A 14,842-nucleotide genomic window follows, 5' to 3' on the forward strand; every position below is an offset into this window, starting at 1 on the left:
AGTGGACGACGCGCGTGATCTGATGGACGACTCTATGAGTCGTACGTCCAAGCATCCCCTGGAACTTAACGCTGCGGTATGCCCGTAAAGGTATAGCTAGCGAGCAGATACGCATTTGTTCCGCATGGCGGGGCCGTTCAGAGTGAACGCCATGACGCAGTCAGTGCGGTGGATCCGCAACTTCGTGGACGGTGAGTTCGCCGCGCCGGACGGGCCGGGGTTCCCGGCGGTCGATCCGGCGACCGGCGCGGAGTTCGCCCGGGTGCACGAGGCCGACCGGGAGCTGGTGCACCGCGCGGTCACCGGTGCGCGCGCCGCGTTGCACAACGGCTGGGCGGACACTCCGGTCCGGGAGCGGGCCGCGTTGCTGCGCCGGGCCGCGGACCGGATCGAGGCCAGGTTCGAAGAGTTCGTCGCGGCCGAGGTCGCGGATACCGGAAAGCCGCTCACCCAGGCCCGCGAACTCGACGTGGCCCGTGCGGTGGCGAACTTCCGCACGTTCGCCGACGTGATCGCGGCCGCCGGCCAGGAATCGTTCGTCACCGATCTGCCCGGTGGGGCGCAGGCGCTGAACTACGCGGTGCGCAAGCCGCTAGGCGTGGTCGCGGTGATCGTGCCGTGGAACCTGCCGCTGCTGTTGCTGACCTGGAAGGTCGCGCCCGCCCTTGGCTGTGGCAACGCGGTCGTCGTGAAGCCAAGCGACCAGACTCCTTCGACCGCGACCCTGTTGGCCGAAGTGCTGGCCGAAGTCGGCTTGCCCGCGGGTGCCTACAACGTGGTGCACGGGTTCGGGGGCGACTCGGCGGGCCAGTTCCTGACCGAGCATCCCGGCATCGACGGGGTGACGTTCACCGGCTCGTCGGCCACGGGAACCCAGGTGATGCGCACGGTAGCGCCCCGAGTCCGGCCGGTCTCGTTCGAGCTTGGCGGGAAGAACGCCGCCATCGTGTTCGAGGACGCGGATCTCGACGAGACGCTCGCCGGGCTGACCCGGTCGGTGTTCGCGAACACCGGGCAGGTGTGCCTGTGCACCGAGCGGGTGTACGTGCAGCGTTCGGTGTTCGAGGACGTGGCGGCCGGGCTGGTGGAGCGGGCGCGCGAGCTGCGGCTCGGCGCCCCCCTGGCGGAACGGACCACCACCGGCCCGCTGATCTCGCCGGAGCACCGGCGCAAGGTGCTGGACTACCTCGCGCTGGCCGAGCAGTCCGGCGCCAAAACCCTGACCGGCGGCGGGATTCCCGAGCTAGGACCGGAACTCGACGGCGGCTCGTGGCTGGAGCCGACCCTGTGGACCGGCCTGACCAACAAGGACCGGCCGGTGCGGGAGGAGATCTTCGGCCCGGTGGCCGCGCTGATCCCCTTCGAAACCGAGGCCGAGGCGATCACGTTGGCCAACGACACCGAATACGGGCTGGCTTCCTCGGTGTGGACACAGGACCTGCGCCGGGGGCACCGGGTCGCGCAGGCCATGCATGTCGGCATGTCCTGGGTGAATACCTGGTTCCTGCGCGACCTGCGCTCGCCGTTCGGCGGAATGGGGCTTTCCGGTATCGGCCGGGAGGGCGGCGCGTCTTCGCTGCACTTCTACACCGAGCCGACGAATGTGTGCGTGCGGCTGTGAGCGCGCCGATCGAGGCGGCCGCCGCCCGGCTCACGACCGCGGCGAGCACCGCGACCCCGTGCCCGCCGGTGCGGAAATTCCTGGGCACGCAAGACGTCGACACCGCCTATGCGGTGCAGCGCAGACTGCGCGACGAGCGGGTCGCGGCCGGCGCCAGGGTGGCCGGGGCGAAGATCGGGCTGACGGCGCCTTCGGTGCAGCGGCAGTTCGGCGTGTACCAGCCGGACTTCGGCGTGCTCTTCGACGACATGCTGTACGCGCACACCGAACCCGTTCCGTGTCGGCGGTTCCTGCAACCCCGCGCCGAGGGCGAGATCGCGTTCGTACTCGGCCGCGATCTGGACATGCCGGGCGCCTCGGTCGTGGACGTGCTGCGGGCGACGGAGTTCGTGCTGCCCGCGATCGAGATCGTGGACTCCCGGATCGAGGCCTGGGATCTGTCCATCGTGGACACGGTGGCGGACAACGCGTCCAGTGGCGCGGTGGTGCTGGGATGCACCCCGGTCTCGTTGACCGGCCGGGATCTCGCCGCGATCGGGATGACGTTGGAGCTGGACGGTGAACCGGTGTCGTACGGCGCGGGCCACGCCTGCCTCGGCTCGCCGGTGGTCGCGGTCGCTTGGCTGGCTCGCGAGCTGGCCGTCCGCGAGCAGCCGTTGCGCGCGGGCGACGTGGTGATGTCCGGGGCGCTCGGCCCGATGGTGCCGGTCACGGGAGCGGGCCGGTTCCGGCTGCGGCTGGACGGGCTCGGCGAGGTCGACGCGGTGATCGAGGAGGAGACTCAGTGACAGCAACGGTTCCGGTCGCCGTCATCGGCTCCGGCAACATCGGCACCGATCTGATGATCAAGGTGCTGCGGTTGTCGAAGACGCTGCGGATGGCCGCGATGGCGGGTATCGACCCGGCTTCGGACGGGCTGGCCAGGGCCGCCAGGCTCAAGGTGGCCACCACCCACGGCGGTATCGACGGCCTCGCCGACCTGCCGGAGTTCGCCGACGTACGGGTGATCTTCGACGCGACCTCGGCGGGTGCGCACCGGCGGCACGCCGAGGTGGCCGAGGCGCGCGGCAAGCTGATGATCGACCTGACCCCGGCCGCGCTCGGCCCGTTCGTGGTGCCGCCGGTGAACCTCGACGAGCACCTCACCGCGCCGAACGTGAACATGGTGACCTGCGGCGGACAGGCCACGATCCCGATCGTGGCCGCTGTGTCCTCGGTCGCCCCGGTCGCGTACGCGGAGATCGTCGCGTCCATTTCGTCCCGCTCGGCAGGGCCGGGAACCAGGGCGAACATCGACGAGTTCACCGAGACCACCGCGGCCGCGATCCGCGAGGTCGGCGGTGCCGCGATGGGCAAGGCGATCATCGTGTTGAACCCGGCCGACCCGCCGATCGTCATGCGCGACACGGTGTACTGCCTGGTCGAGGGGGAGCCGGACCGGGAGAAGATCGCGGCGTCGGTCCGGCAGATGGCCGAGCAGGTGCGCGAGTACGTGCCCGGCTACACCCTGAAACAGGAAGTGCAGTTCGATCAGGTGCACCGGCAATGGGTGCCCGAGCTCGGCCGGGAGATCTCCGGGTTCAAGGTCTCGGTGTTCCTCGAAGTGCTCGGCGCGGCCCACTATCTGCCGGACTACGCGGGGAATCTCGACATCATGACCTCGGCGGCGCTGCGCACGGCCGAGCGGATCGCCGAACTGAGGGGGTGGCTCGCATGAAGGTCTACCTCCAGGACGTGACCTTGCGCGACGGCATGCACGCGATGGGGCACGCGTACACAGTGGACCAAGTCCGGCGGATCGTGTCCGCCGTGGACAAGGCCGGGGTGGCGGCGATCGAGGTCGCGCACGGTGACGGGATCGGCGGGTCCAGCGCGACGTACGGATTCGGCGCGCACACCGACGCGGAGTGGATCACCGCGGCCGCGGAAGTGATCGAGAACGCCACGCTGACCACGTTGCTGCTGCCCGGCATCGGCACCATCGGCCAGCTGCGCCGCGTCCGCGACCTCGGGGTGCGCAGCGTGCGGATCGCCACTCATTGCACCGAGGCCGACGTCGCCGCACAGCACATCGCCTGGGCCCGCGAGCAGGGCATGGACGTGTCCGGATTCCTGATGATGAGCCACCTTTCCACGCCGGCCGCGCTCGCCGAACAGGCCAGGCTGATGGAGTCCTACGGCGCGCACTGTGTGTACGTCACCGATTCCGGCGGGCGGTTGACGATGGACGGGGTCGCCGAGCGGATCGACGCGTACCGGCAGGTGCTCGGCCCGGAGACGGAGATCGGCATCCACGCGCACGAGAACCTTTCCCTCTCGGTGGCGAACAGCGTGACCGCGGTCGAGCACGGTGCCCACCGGGTGGACGTCGCGCTGGCCGGGCAGGGCGCGGGGGCGGGCAACTGCCCGGCCGAGCCGTTCGTCGCGGTCGCCGACCTGCTCGGCTGGGAGCACGGCGCGGACCTGTTCGCGTTGCAGGACGTGGCGGACGATCTGGTCCGCCCGCTGCGGGAACGGCCGGTCCAGGTGGACCGCGAGACGCTCACCCTCGGTTACGCCGGGGTGTACTCGAGCTTCCTGCTGCACGCCGAACGCGCGGCCGCGCGCTACGGACTGGACACCCGGCGGATTCTCACCGAGGTCGGCAGGCGGAAGCTGGTCGGCGGGCAGGAGGACATGATCGTGGACATCGCACTCGACCTGGTACGGAGCGGCACATGATGGCCACCGCGGAGATCTCGGCGCTCGCCGATCGGCTGGACACCGCGCAGACCACGTGCGCGGACACCCCGAGCCTCGCCGATGATCACGAGCTGGACATCGTCGACGCGTACGCGATCCAGGCCGAGCTGGTGGCCCGCCGGGAGGCGCGTGGCGAGCGGGTGCTCGGCGTCAAGCTGGGGCTGACCAGCAAGGCGAAGATGGCGCAGATGGGTGTGTCCGAGGTGATCGCCGGCAGGCTCACCGACGCGATGCGGGTCGCCGACGGCGGCGAGGTCTCGTTGGCGGGCTTCATTCATCCGAAGGTCGAGCCGGAGGTCGCGTATCGGCTGGCCCGCGACGTCGACTTCAACGACCCCTCGTTCGACGTGGAGTCCGCTGTGGACGCGATGGCCCCGGCGATCGAGATCATCGACTCCCGGTACCGGGACTTCCGGTTCACTTACACCGATGTGGTCGCGGACAACACTTCGGCCGCCGGATTCGTGCTCGGACCGTGGCGCGCGTTCGGCGAGGCAGCGAACCGGGCGGTACGGCTGCGGTCCGGGGAGCGTGAGGTGATCGGCTCGACGGCGGCGATCCTCGGCGATCCGGTGCGCGCGCTGCACGCGCTGGTCGAGCTGTGCCGGAAACGGGACATCCCGTTGCGGGCCGGGCAGGTGGTGCTGGCCGGGGCGGCGACCGAAGCGGTGCCGTTCACGCCCGGCGTCGCCGAGGCGGACATCGCCGGACTCGGCCGTGTTTCGGTACGGGGGCTGACATGAGCGGGCGGGTGATTTCGGGGCTGGCCAAGCCGAGGGGCCGGTTCCCGCATGTGAAGGTCGCGGGAGATCTGATCTTCGTGTCCGGTACCAGCTCCCGACGCCCGGACAACACGTTCGCCGGCGTCGAGGTGGACGAACTCGGCACCACGAACCTGGACATCCGGGCGCAGACCCGCGCGGTGATCGAGAACATCCGCGACATCCTGCACGAGGTCGGCGCCGACCTCGCCGACATCACGCAGATCACCACCTTCCTGGTTTCGATGAACGATTTCGGCGGCTACAACGAGGTTTACGGCGAATACTTCGACGAAACGGGCCCTGCCCGCACCACGGTCGCGGTGCACCAGCTGCCGCATCCGCATCTGCTGATCGAAATCCAGGCAATCGCCCATCTACCGAAGAACACGGAGGTCCCGCGATGACCCGCATTCCCGACGTCGTCAATTTCCAGGCCTGGATCGCCGAGCACGAGCATTTGCTCAAGCCGCCGGTGAACAACCGGACCATGGCGCTCGGCAACGATTTCATCGTGCAGATCGTCGGCGGGCCGAACCAGCGCACCGACTTCCACGTCGACCCCTATGAGGAATGGTTCTACCAGCTCAAGGGCAACATGCACGTGAACATCATGACCGACGAAGGCCAGAAGACCGTCCGCATCTCCGAAGGCGACACGTGGCTGCTGCCGGGCGATATCCCGCACTCGCCGCAGCGCCCGGAGGCCGACTCGATCGGCCTGGTCATCGAACGCGTTCGTGAGGAGGGCACGCTGGAGAAGTTCCAGTGGTACTGCCTCGAATGCGCCGCGCTGGTGCACGAGGTGGAACTCCAGGTGCGCGACATCGTCGAGGATCTGCCACCGGTCTTCACCGCCTTCTACGGTGACGAGCAGGCCCGCACCTGCGGCGGCTGCGGCGCCCTTCACCCCGGGAAGGGCTGAGATGACCGGCCTGATCGACATCCACACGCATTATGTGCCGAACGGCTGGCCGGATCTGCGCGCGGACGCCGGACCGGACGCGCCGTGGCTGCGCGCGGAGACCGAGTCCGAGGCGATGATCATGATGGGGGACAAAGAGTTCCGGCGGATCGCCGCGGACTGCTGGAACGCGGAGACCCGGCTGCTGGACATGGACGCCGACGGCGTGCGCACCCAGGTGGTCTCCCCGACGCCCGCGTTCTTCAACTACGGCCGGACCGGCGAGCAGGCGGGCCGGATCGCCCGGATCTTCAACGATCTGGCGCTGGAGATCGTCGCACCGGCGCCGGACCGGCTGATCCCGTTCTGCCAGGTTCCGTTGCAGGATCCCGACGCCGCGTGCCGCGAATTGGAACGCTGCCTGGCCGCGGGGCATCGCGGGGTGGAGATCGGCAACCACGTCGGCGACCAGGATCTGGACAGCGCCGGGGTGGAGACCTTCCTGCAGCACTGCGCGTCGCTCGGGGTTCCGGTGTTCGTGCACCCGTGGGACATGGCCGATTCGCCCCGGCTGGACCGGTGGATGGCCCGGTGGCTGACCGCGATGCCAGCCGAAACGCATCTGTCGATCCTGGCGCTGGTGCTCGGCGGGGTCTTCGACCGGATCGACGCGAGCTTGAAGATCTGTTTCGCCCACGGCGGCGGGTCGTTCGCGTTCTGGCTCGGCCGGATGGAGAACGCCTGGCATCGGCGGAACGACGTGATCGGCACTTCGGAGTTCCCGCCGTCGCACTACCTCGATCGGTTTCACGTCGACTCGGTGGTCTTCGACGAGCGGGCGCTGCGGCTGCTCGTGGACACGCTCGGCGCCGAGCGGGTGATGGTCGGCAGCGACTACCCGTACCCGCTCGGCGAACGTCCGGTCGGCGAGGTGGTGCGCAAGAGCGGCTTCTTGAGCGAGACCGAGCGTCAGCTGATCACCAGCGGGAACGCCGAACGCTTCCTGTCCCTGTCGTGATCGGACAGTCCTAATGCGACATGCCGGTGGCGACGTCGGTCAGGCTGCGGATCAGCGCGTCCACCGACGGGCTGAGCGTGCGCTGGGCGGGCAGGGTGAGTCCGACGCTGTGCCCGATGGGTTCCAGCGCCAGTGCGACCCTGGTGATCCTCGGGTCGTCCTTGGTGATCAGACTGGGCAGGGCGGCGATCACGTCGGTCTCCAGCAGCAGCTGCCGCACGGTGAGGAACGAGGTGGTCTCCACCCGGTTCGCGGGCAGAGGGAAGCCGTTGCGGGTGAACAGCTGCTCCAGCTCGCGGCGCAACGCCGTCTCCGAGCCGGGGAGGATCCACGGATACTCCGCGAGGTCGGCCAGCTCGACGCCGGTCGCGCCCGCCAGCGGATGCGCGGTGCGGACGACCAGATCCACCGACTCGTCGTACAGCTTGCGCCGCTCGATCCGCTCGTCCGAAGGCGCCGTCAGCCTGCCGATGATCAGGTCGACCCGGCCGGCCTCCAGCTCGACCAGCAGCGCTTCCGGAGAACCCTCCCGGACCACGATGGTCAGGTACGGCCGCTCGGTCTTGATCGCCGCGATCGCGCGCGGCAGCAGCATGTTCGATCCCGCGAGATGGGTGCCGACCACCACCGTGCCGCGTTCGGCGTCGGCCAGCTCGGCGACGTGCCGCCCGGCCTGCTCGAGCTGGGCGAGCACCGCGCGGGCATGCCCGGTGAACGCCTCGCCGAACACGGTCGGGGTGATACCGCGCGGGCCGCGTTCGAACAACCGCACGTCGAGGATCTCTTCGAGTTCGTGCAGACTTCGGGTCGCCACCGGCTGCGTCACGTGCAACTCGGCGGCGGCCCCGACCACGGTGCCCTGCCTGGCCAGCGCGTCGAGCAGGACGAGGTGGCGGAACTTCAGTCGGCCGTCCAGCAGGCGAGGCAAGATCACCAGCCGATCCTACCCGCGAGGTGCGTATGACCACGATTGTCCGAACAGGACCGATTCGCTATGCCACAGCGGCGCGGTTCGCGCTGCCGGTCGCCGTTTCGGAGCAGACGCCGTCCAGCGGGGAGATCAGTCCGCAACCGCCGTCCCGGCTGGACCGCGTGATGGGCCCGCCGCGCGATCGCCTGCCTCAGGGCGAGGACTGTCTCAACCTGACGATCAGCACCCCCGGCGTGGATGACGGACGCAGGCCGGTGCTGGTGTGGCTGCACGGTGGGGGATTCTCCAGCGGTGGCGGGTTGCTGGACTGGTACGACGGCGGCGCGCTGGCGGCCGAAGGTGACCTGGTGGTGGTCGGCGTCAACTACCGGCTCGGCGCGCTCGGCTACCTGTACCTGGACGGGGTCAGCCCCGGCAACCTCGGGCTGGCCGACCAGCTGGAGGCGCTGCGCTGGGTGCGGGCCAACATCACGGCCTACGGTGGGGACCCGGACAACGTGACGGTCGCCGGGCAGTCGGCGGGCGGCATCTCCATCCGGCTGCTGATGGATCTGCCCGAGGCACGCGGCCTGTTCCGGCGGGCGATCCTGCAGAGCGCGCCGCTCGGCCTCGGCGCCCGCCATCCCGAGGGGGCGGAGAAACTCGGCCAGGTGTTCGCCGACGCGCTCGGCACCGACCCGCGCACCGCCGGGATCTCGGAAATCCTTGCCGCGCAGAAGGAAACCGCGCTGACCAACCTGCGGCTCACCGGCGACCCGATGGAGCCCGCGTTCATTCCGGTGGACACGCTGGGCAAGGCGTCCTTCGCGGACAACGTGCGCGACCTCGACGTGCTGTACGGCTGGAACGCCGACGACATGACCGCGTTCCCCGGCGCCGCCGGCACCGACGAGATCTACGTCGAACCGCTGGCCGCTTTCGGCGACCGTCTGCGCTCAGCCGGAGCGGACGTCTTCTCGTATCGCCTGGACTGGCGCCCCGAGGGATCCGAGTTCGGCGCCACCCACTGCCTGGAACTGCCGCTGCTGCTCGGTACCCAGCGGGCCTGGGAGGACAGCCCGATGCTCGGCAAAGTCCCGTGGTCCGAGGTCGACGCCTTCGGCGCTGCCCTCCGTGCCGTCTGGGCGACCTTCGCCCGCACCGGCGCCCTCGACCCCACGCCGGTCGCAGGCCACCCCATCCGGTTCGGCTCGGAACTCGCGTGATCAGAGACGGAACTCGCGCATCGCGTGTGTTCCGGCTCCAGACACATCAAGAGGTCCTCTCGGGCCCGGCGAAAAGGGCCTGACAGTAGAGGTGGGAGCGCGCCCGGTCAAGACGTTGTGCTGACCGGGCGCGCGGTCCTATCGTGTCGATCGAAGCGCTTCGACAGTTCGGGTCACCGCGGATTCCGAGGGAGGCCACGATGGCCGGCGAGCATCACCGACTTCTCTGGAGGGAACCTCTGATGTCGAAGCGAGTACTGGCCGCCGCGATGGTCGCCATGCTGGCCATCGCGGGCTGCGGGTCCGGATCCGGCAGCGGCGACCCGAAGACCCTGAAGTTGTGGCACTACGAGCCGCCGGACAGCGCGATGGGCGTGGCCTGGGCCGAGGCGATCAAGCAGTTCGAAGCGAGCCATCCCGGCGTCAAGGTCGCCTTCGAGGAGAAGGGCTTCGAACAGATCCAGAAGACGGCGCCGATGGTGCTCAATTCGGGCGACGCGCCGGACGTCCTGGAATACAACAAGGGGAACGCCACCGCGGGACTGCTGTCCAAACAGGGACTGCTGACCGACATCAGCGAAGAGGTCGCCAAACGCGGCTGGGACAAGCAGCTCACCCCGGCACTCCAGACCACCGCCCGTTACGACGAGAACGGCGTGATGGGATCCGGGAAGTGGTACGGGATCCCGAACTACGCCGAGTACGTGAAGATCTTCTACAACAAGGACATGTTCGCGCGGCAGGGACTCGAACAGCCCCGGACGATCGAGCAGCTGACCGCGGCCATGGACAAGTTCGCCGGGGCCGGGATCACCCCGCTGGCCGTCGGCGGGTCGGAGTATCCGGCGCACCAGGTCCTGTATCAGCTGGCCCTGACCAAGGCCGACCGCGGCTGGGTGGACCGCTACCAGCGCTACACCGGCAAGGTGGACTTCCACGACGCCGCGTGGACCTACGGCGCGACGACCTTCGCCGACTGGGTGAAGAAGGGGTACATCAGCAAGGAATCGGCCGGGGTCGACGCCGAGGCCATGGGCATGTCGTTCATGCAGGGCAAGTACCCGATCATGATCAGTGGCAGCTGGTGGTACGGCAGGCTGGTCCAGAGCATCAAGGACTTCCAGTGGGGGTCGGTCCCCTGGCCGGGGATGACCGCGGGTTCCGCGGGCAACATGTGGGTCATCCCCAAGGGGTCGAAGAACCGCGACCTCGCGCTCGACTTCATCGCGATCACGATGTCCCAGCCCATCCAGGACAAGCTGCGTGAGGCCGGCGGCGTCCCGGTGGTGAACGGTCCCACGCCACCGGCCGAGCCGCGGCTGAAGGATCTGGTGGAGGACTTCACCGCTCTGTCCACACAGGACAAACTGGCGTTCTACCCCGACTGGCCCGCTCCCGGCTACTACGACGTCCATGTCTCGGCGACCCAGAAACTCATCACCTCGAGCGCCCAGCCGTCGCAGGTGCTCGACGAGCTCGCCAAGCCCTACGAAGAGAATCTGGCGAACGTCGGCAAATGACCAGGGGACGGGGAAACTACCTGCTCTTCCTGATCCCCGGCGCGCTGCTGCTGATCGCGGTGATCCTGGTGCCGTTCGCGATGAACATCGGCATCAGCTTCACCCAGTGGTCCGGTGCCGGCGATCCGAAGTGGACAGGGCTCGACAACTACCGGCGGTTGTTCGCGGACGACGTCTTCTGGGCGTCGTTCCGCCACAACCTCGGGCTCGTGGTGGCGATGGCCATCGTGCCGACGGTGGCAGGGCTGGTGATCGCGGCCGCGTTGTTCGATTTCGTGGCCAAACGGTTCGGGACGCGGGCGGCCAGCGTGCTTCGGGCCTGCGTCTACCTGCCGCAGGTGCTGCCGATCGCGGTCGCCGGCATCGTGTGGAGCTGGATACTGGCCCCTGAGGGCGCGGTGAACGAACTTCTCTCCGCCGTCGGGCTCGGCTCGCTCGCCCAGAACTGGCTGGGCGATCCGGATGTCGCGCTGTGGAGCGTGATGGGCGTGATGGTGTGGATCCAGGTCGGCTATCCGGTGGTGATCTTCATGGCCGGGATGCAGCGTGCCGATCCCTCACTGCACGAGGCGGCGGAACTGGACGGCGCGGCGTGGTGGGGCCGGTTCTGGCATGTGACCGTGCCGCAGCTGCGGCCCGAGGTCTTCGTGGTCCTGCTGACCTGCACCATCGCCGCGCTGAAGGTGTTCGGGCCGATCTACGTGCTGACCAGGGGAGGCCCCGGAGGGTCCACCAATGTGCCGTCGTACTACTCGTTCCAGAACTTCTTCGAGAAGACGCAGGTCGGCTACGGCGCGGCGATCGCGACCGTGCTCACCGTGCTGATCCTCGTGCTCACCACGGTGTTCCTCCGGATCCAGAGGCGGGGTGAGCACGCGTGAAACGGCACGTGACGCTCTGGTCGTTGATCGTTCTCGCGGTCGTGATGCTGGCGCCGTTCCTGGTCGTGGCGCTGAACGCGCTGAAGTCCCCGGCCGAATACGCGGCGGACGGCCCACTGTCCTTTCCGGACGGGGTGTACCTGCAGGGGCTGATCGATTTCTGGGTCCGGGTCGGGTTCGGGCAGAAACTGCTCAACAGCGTCGTGATCAGCGGGTCGGTCGCGGTGCTCGCGGTGGTGATCTCGGTGCTGAACGCCTACGCGCTGGGCATCGGCCGGATCCGCGGCCGGACGTGGATCCTGGTCGCGTTCCTCATCGCGAACACGCTGCCGCAGGAAGCGCTGGCGTACCCGCTGTACTTCCTCGCCAACGAGACCGGCCTTTACGACACCCAGCTCGGCGTGATCATCATCTTCACGATCATCCAGGCCGCGTTCGGCACCTATCTGTTGTCCTCGACGTTCGTGGGATTCCCGCACGAGCTGCTCGAAGCCGCCTATCTCGACGGCGCGAACAAATGGCAGACCCTGGTGCGGATCGTGGTACCGATCAGCAGGCCCACCCTCGGCGTGCTGTTCGTGTTCTTCTTCATCTGGACGTGGAACGAGTTCTTCCTGCCGCTGATCCTGCTGATCTCGAACGACACCCAGACCGTCCCGGTCGCGCTGGGTGTGCTGCAGGGCCAGCGGATGATGGACGCGACCATGACCAGTGCCTCGGCGTTGCTCGGGGTCATCCCGGCGATCGCCTTCTTCCTGATCTTCCAGCGGACGTTGACACGTGGCATCACGGCAGGGGCGGTCAAATGAAGTTCAGCAACGGCTATTGGCTGCTGCGCGACGGGGTACAGGCGGCGCATCCGGTGGAGGTGTACGACCTCACCGCGGGGGACGGCCGGATCGTGGTGCACGCGCCGACCCATCGCATCCGCCACCGCGGGGACCTGTTGAAGGGACCGGTGGCGACGGTCGGGTTCTCCTCGCCGATGCCGGACGTGATCGGGGTGAGCGTCACGCATTTCGAGGGCGGGCTGCCGCGAGAGCCCCGCTTCGAGCTGTCGGCCGTCGACGACGAGGCGAAAGTCTCCGAGGACGGGCACACGCTCACCGCGGGCGCGTTGTCGGTCCGGCTCCACCGCGGCGAAGGATGGAAGGTCGACTTCGTCGCGGACGGCAAGGTGCTCACCACCAGCGGGGCCAAGGGCATGGGCTTCATGAGCCTCGCCGGCGAGCACCATGTCCGTGACCAGCTGGACCTCTCGGTAGGAGCCCAGGTCTACGGGCTCGGCGAGCGATTCGGGCCTCTGGTGCGCAACGGGCAGGTCGTCGACATCTGGAACGCCGACGCCGGGACGAGCAGCGAACAGGCCTACAAGAACGTCCCGTTCTACCTGACCAACGCCGGCTACGGCGTGTTCGTCAACCATCCGGGGCACGTGTCCTTCGAGGTCGCCTCGGAAGCGGTGTCGCGGGTGCAGTTCAGCGTCGTGGGCCAGTCGCTGGAGTACTTCGTCATCTACGGCCCGAGCCCGAAGGAGATCCTGCGCAAGTACACGGCGCTGACCGGCAGACCGACGCTCCCGCCCGCGTGGTCCTTCGGGCTGTGGCTGTCGACGTCGTTCACCACGTCCTACGACGAGGAGACCGTCTCGGGATTCGTCGACGGCATGATCGAACGCGACCTGCCGCTGAGCGTGTTCCATTTCGACTGCTTCTGGATGCGCGAGTTCAACTGGTGCGACTTCGAATGGGATCCGCGAACGTTCCCGGACCCCGCCGGCATGCTGGAGCGGCTGAAAGCGCGGGACCTGCGTATCTCGGTGTGGATCAACCCGTATGTGGCGCAACGGTCACCGTTGTTCGCCGAGGGCGTCGCGGGCGGGTACCTGCTGCGGAAACCGAACGGCGACGTGTGGCAGTGGGATCTCTGGCAGCCGGGGATGGCGCTGGTCGATTTCACCAACCCCGCCGCGCGTGAGTGGTATGCGTCCAAACTGGACGCTCTGCTCGAACAAGGCGTGGACTGTTTCAAGACCGACTTCGGCGAGCGGGTGCCGACGGACGTCGTCTACTTCGACGGATCCGATCCCGAGCGGATGCACAACTACTACACCTATCTCTACAACCAGACGGTCTTCGACGTGCTCCGCAAACGGCGCGGGGAGGGCGAAGCCGTGGTGTTCGCGCGCTCGGCGACCGCGGGGTCTCAGCAGTTCCCGGTGCATTGGGGCGGCGACTGCGAGTCGACGTACGAGTCGATGGCCGAGAGCTTGCGCGGCGGTCTTTCCCTCGGTCTGTCCGGTTTCGGATACTGGAGCCACGACATCGGCGGCTTCGAGGGCACCCCGGACCCGGCGCTGTTCAAACGGTGGATCGCGTTCGGGATGTTGTCGTCGCACAGCAGGTTGCACGGCAGTTCGTCCTACCGGGTGCCGTGGCTGTTCGACGAGGAGGCCGTCGACGTCCTGCGGGTGTTCTCCAAGCTCAAGGCGCGGCTGATGCCGTACCTGTGGCAAGCGGCGGCACAGGCGGCGGCCGAGGGCACGCCGATGATGCGGGCGATGGCGCTGGAGTTCCCGGCGGATCCGGCGTGCGCCCATCTGGAGCGGCAGTACATGCTCGGCGACTCGCTCCTGGTGGCACCGGTGTTTTCGGACGAGGGCGAAGTGACCTACTACGTCCCGGACGGTGTGTGGACCGACTTCTTCACCGGCGACGAGATCCAGGGGCCGCGGTGGGTGACGACCGTCTGCGACATGCTCACCGTCCCGCTGCTCGTGCGTCCCAACACCGTTCTGCCGCTGGGTGCCGTCGACGACCGGCCGGACTACGACTACGCCGACGGCGTCACGCTGCGGCCGTACCGGCTGGAGGACGGCGCCGGGATCACCACCACCGTCGGCGGCTCGACGTTCCGCACGCGCCGGGAGGGCGACAGCGTCCACATCGACGTCGACGTCGCGCCCGATGGCTGGCAGGTGGCCTTTCCCGGGGGTGACGAGACGATCGTGGCGACGGGAAGCGCGCTGACGATTCGTGGCGCTTTCTCCTCGGAAGGCCGCGCTGGGTCACCTGGGGCACGGCCTGAGTGTCGCGAAAGCCACTTTCAGGACGTCTGACCTCGCGATAGTGGCTTTCGCGACACGACACCGGGCCTAGCAAGGCGGCCGGACGGTGCTGCTGATTACCCGGCCGTAAGGACGTTAGGGCCAAGGGGGTCTTCGGTACCTACGTGGCTTCCGGCTGCGGTTGAATCCTGG

Annotated in this window: 14 protein-coding genes; 13 read left to right on the top strand and 1 reads right to left on the bottom strand. The window is 68.3% G+C overall.

The features are described from left to right. The first annotated feature begins 151 nt into the window (after positions 1-151). From LCL61_RS24540 to LCL61_RS24575, 8 genes are read left to right on the top strand one after another with little or no spacing between them, the layout of a single operon-like run. Positions 152-1,621 (top strand): 2-hydroxymuconic semialdehyde dehydrogenase, encoded by a 1,470-nt coding sequence (locus tag LCL61_RS24540; protein WP_340681887.1) that lies wholly within the window; start codon positions 152-154, stop codon positions 1,619-1,621. After that, complete coding sequence (locus LCL61_RS24545; protein ID WP_340681888.1) at positions 1,618-2,409, top strand: 2-keto-4-pentenoate hydratase; 792 nt, start codon at positions 1,618-1,620, stop codon at positions 2,407-2,409. Before LCL61_RS24540 ends, LCL61_RS24545 begins: the two co-directional genes overlap by 4 nt. Before the next feature lie 53 nt (positions 2,410-2,462). Beyond that, complete coding sequence (locus tag LCL61_RS24550; protein WP_340688670.1) at positions 2,463-3,338, top strand: acetaldehyde dehydrogenase (acetylating); 876 nt, start codon at positions 2,463-2,465, stop codon at positions 3,336-3,338. Next, on the top strand, positions 3,335-4,342 hold the full coding sequence (gene dmpG / locus LCL61_RS24555) for a 4-hydroxy-2-oxovalerate aldolase (protein ID WP_340681889.1): 1,008 nt from the start codon (positions 3,335-3,337) through the stop codon (positions 4,340-4,342). Before LCL61_RS24550 ends, dmpG begins: the two co-directional genes overlap by 4 nt. After that, entirely contained in the window at positions 4,339-5,106 is a 768-nt protein-coding gene (locus LCL61_RS24560; protein ID WP_340681890.1) for a 4-oxalocrotonate decarboxylase, read from the top strand. The genes dmpG and LCL61_RS24560 overlap by 4 nt, the downstream gene beginning before the upstream one ends. Further along, positions 5,103-5,531: a RidA family protein gene (locus LCL61_RS24565; protein WP_340681891.1), complete on the top strand. Its 429-nt coding sequence runs from the start codon at positions 5,103-5,105 to the stop codon at positions 5,529-5,531. Before LCL61_RS24560 ends, LCL61_RS24565 begins: the two co-directional genes overlap by 4 nt. Further along, positions 5,528-6,049 (top strand): 3-hydroxyanthranilate 3,4-dioxygenase, encoded by a 522-nt coding sequence (locus tag LCL61_RS24570; protein ID WP_340681892.1) that lies wholly within the window; start codon positions 5,528-5,530, stop codon positions 6,047-6,049. Before LCL61_RS24565 ends, LCL61_RS24570 begins: the two co-directional genes overlap by 4 nt. A gap of 1 nt (position 6,050) precedes the next feature. After that, a complete protein-coding gene (locus tag LCL61_RS24575) occupies positions 6,051-7,046 on the top strand; it encodes an amidohydrolase family protein (RefSeq protein WP_340681893.1) in 996 nt (331 codons plus the stop codon). Between the two features lie 10 nt (positions 7,047-7,056). On the opposite strand, the gene LCL61_RS24580 is transcribed toward LCL61_RS24575, so the two are convergent. Beyond that, a complete protein-coding gene (locus tag LCL61_RS24580; protein ID WP_340681894.1) occupies positions 7,057-7,980 on the bottom strand; it encodes a LysR substrate-binding domain-containing protein in 924 nt (307 codons plus the stop codon). A 26-nt stretch (positions 7,981-8,006) separates the two neighbouring features. On the opposite strand from LCL61_RS24580, the gene LCL61_RS24585 reads away from it, so the two are divergent. The 5 genes from LCL61_RS24585 to yicI all read left to right on the top strand — a co-directional run bounded on the left by LCL61_RS24585 (position 8,007) and on the right by yicI (position 14,701). Then, positions 8,007-9,182, top strand: coding sequence for a carboxylesterase family protein (locus tag LCL61_RS24585; RefSeq protein ID WP_340681895.1), 1,176 nt, complete (start codon positions 8,007-8,009; stop codon positions 9,180-9,182). Positions 9,183-9,424: 242 nt separating this feature from the next. Then, a complete protein-coding gene (locus LCL61_RS24590) occupies positions 9,425-10,702 on the top strand; it encodes an ABC transporter substrate-binding protein (RefSeq protein ID WP_340681896.1) in 1,278 nt (425 codons plus the stop codon). Further along, positions 10,699-11,583 (top strand): sugar ABC transporter permease, encoded by an 885-nt coding sequence (locus LCL61_RS24595; RefSeq protein WP_340681897.1) that lies wholly within the window; start codon positions 10,699-10,701, stop codon positions 11,581-11,583. The genes LCL61_RS24590 and LCL61_RS24595 overlap by 4 nt, the downstream gene beginning before the upstream one ends. Next, positions 11,580-12,392 (top strand): carbohydrate ABC transporter permease, encoded by an 813-nt coding sequence (locus LCL61_RS24600; RefSeq protein ID WP_340681898.1) that lies wholly within the window; start codon positions 11,580-11,582, stop codon positions 12,390-12,392. Before LCL61_RS24595 ends, LCL61_RS24600 begins: the two co-directional genes overlap by 4 nt. Continuing rightward, positions 12,389-14,701 (top strand): alpha-xylosidase, encoded by a 2,313-nt coding sequence (gene yicI / locus LCL61_RS24605; protein WP_340681899.1) that lies wholly within the window; start codon positions 12,389-12,391, stop codon positions 14,699-14,701. Before LCL61_RS24600 ends, yicI begins: the two co-directional genes overlap by 4 nt. The last annotated feature ends 141 nt before the right edge of the window (positions 14,702-14,842 follow it).

The sequence above is a fragment of the Amycolatopsis coloradensis genome (genome assembly GCF_037997115.1).
GTDB lineage: Bacteria > Actinomycetota > Actinomycetes > Mycobacteriales > Pseudonocardiaceae > Amycolatopsis > Amycolatopsis coloradensis_A.

Bases quoted from the DNA above. Each gene is read 5' to 3' on its own strand.
- LCL61_RS24585 (WP_340681895.1), top strand. From the start codon at position 8,007: ATGACCACGATTGTCCGAACAGGACCGATTCGCTATGCCACAGCGGCG.
- LCL61_RS24595 (WP_340681897.1), top strand. From the start codon at position 10,699: ATGACCAGGGGACGGGGAAACTACCTGCTCTTCCTGATCCCCGGCGCG.
- LCL61_RS24570 (WP_340681892.1), top strand. From the start codon at position 5,528: ATGACCCGCATTCCCGACGTCGTCAATTTCCAGGCCTGGATCGCCGAG.
- LCL61_RS24575 (WP_340681893.1), top strand. From the start codon at position 6,051: ATGACCGGCCTGATCGACATCCACACGCATTATGTGCCGAACGGCTGG.
- LCL61_RS24550 (WP_340688670.1), top strand. From the start codon at position 2,463: ATGATCAAGGTGCTGCGGTTGTCGAAGACGCTGCGGATGGCCGCGATG.
- LCL61_RS24565 (WP_340681891.1), top strand. From the start codon at position 5,103: ATGAGCGGGCGGGTGATTTCGGGGCTGGCCAAGCCGAGGGGCCGGTTC.
- yicI (WP_340681899.1), top strand. From the start codon at position 12,389: ATGAAGTTCAGCAACGGCTATTGGCTGCTGCGCGACGGGGTACAGGCG.
- dmpG (WP_340681889.1), top strand. From the start codon at position 3,335: ATGAAGGTCTACCTCCAGGACGTGACCTTGCGCGACGGCATGCACGCG.
- LCL61_RS24590 (WP_340681896.1), top strand. From the start codon at position 9,425: ATGTCGAAGCGAGTACTGGCCGCCGCGATGGTCGCCATGCTGGCCATC.
- LCL61_RS24540 (WP_340681887.1), top strand. From the start codon at position 152: ATGACGCAGTCAGTGCGGTGGATCCGCAACTTCGTGGACGGTGAGTTC.
- LCL61_RS24560 (WP_340681890.1), top strand. From the start codon at position 4,339: ATGATGGCCACCGCGGAGATCTCGGCGCTCGCCGATCGGCTGGACACC.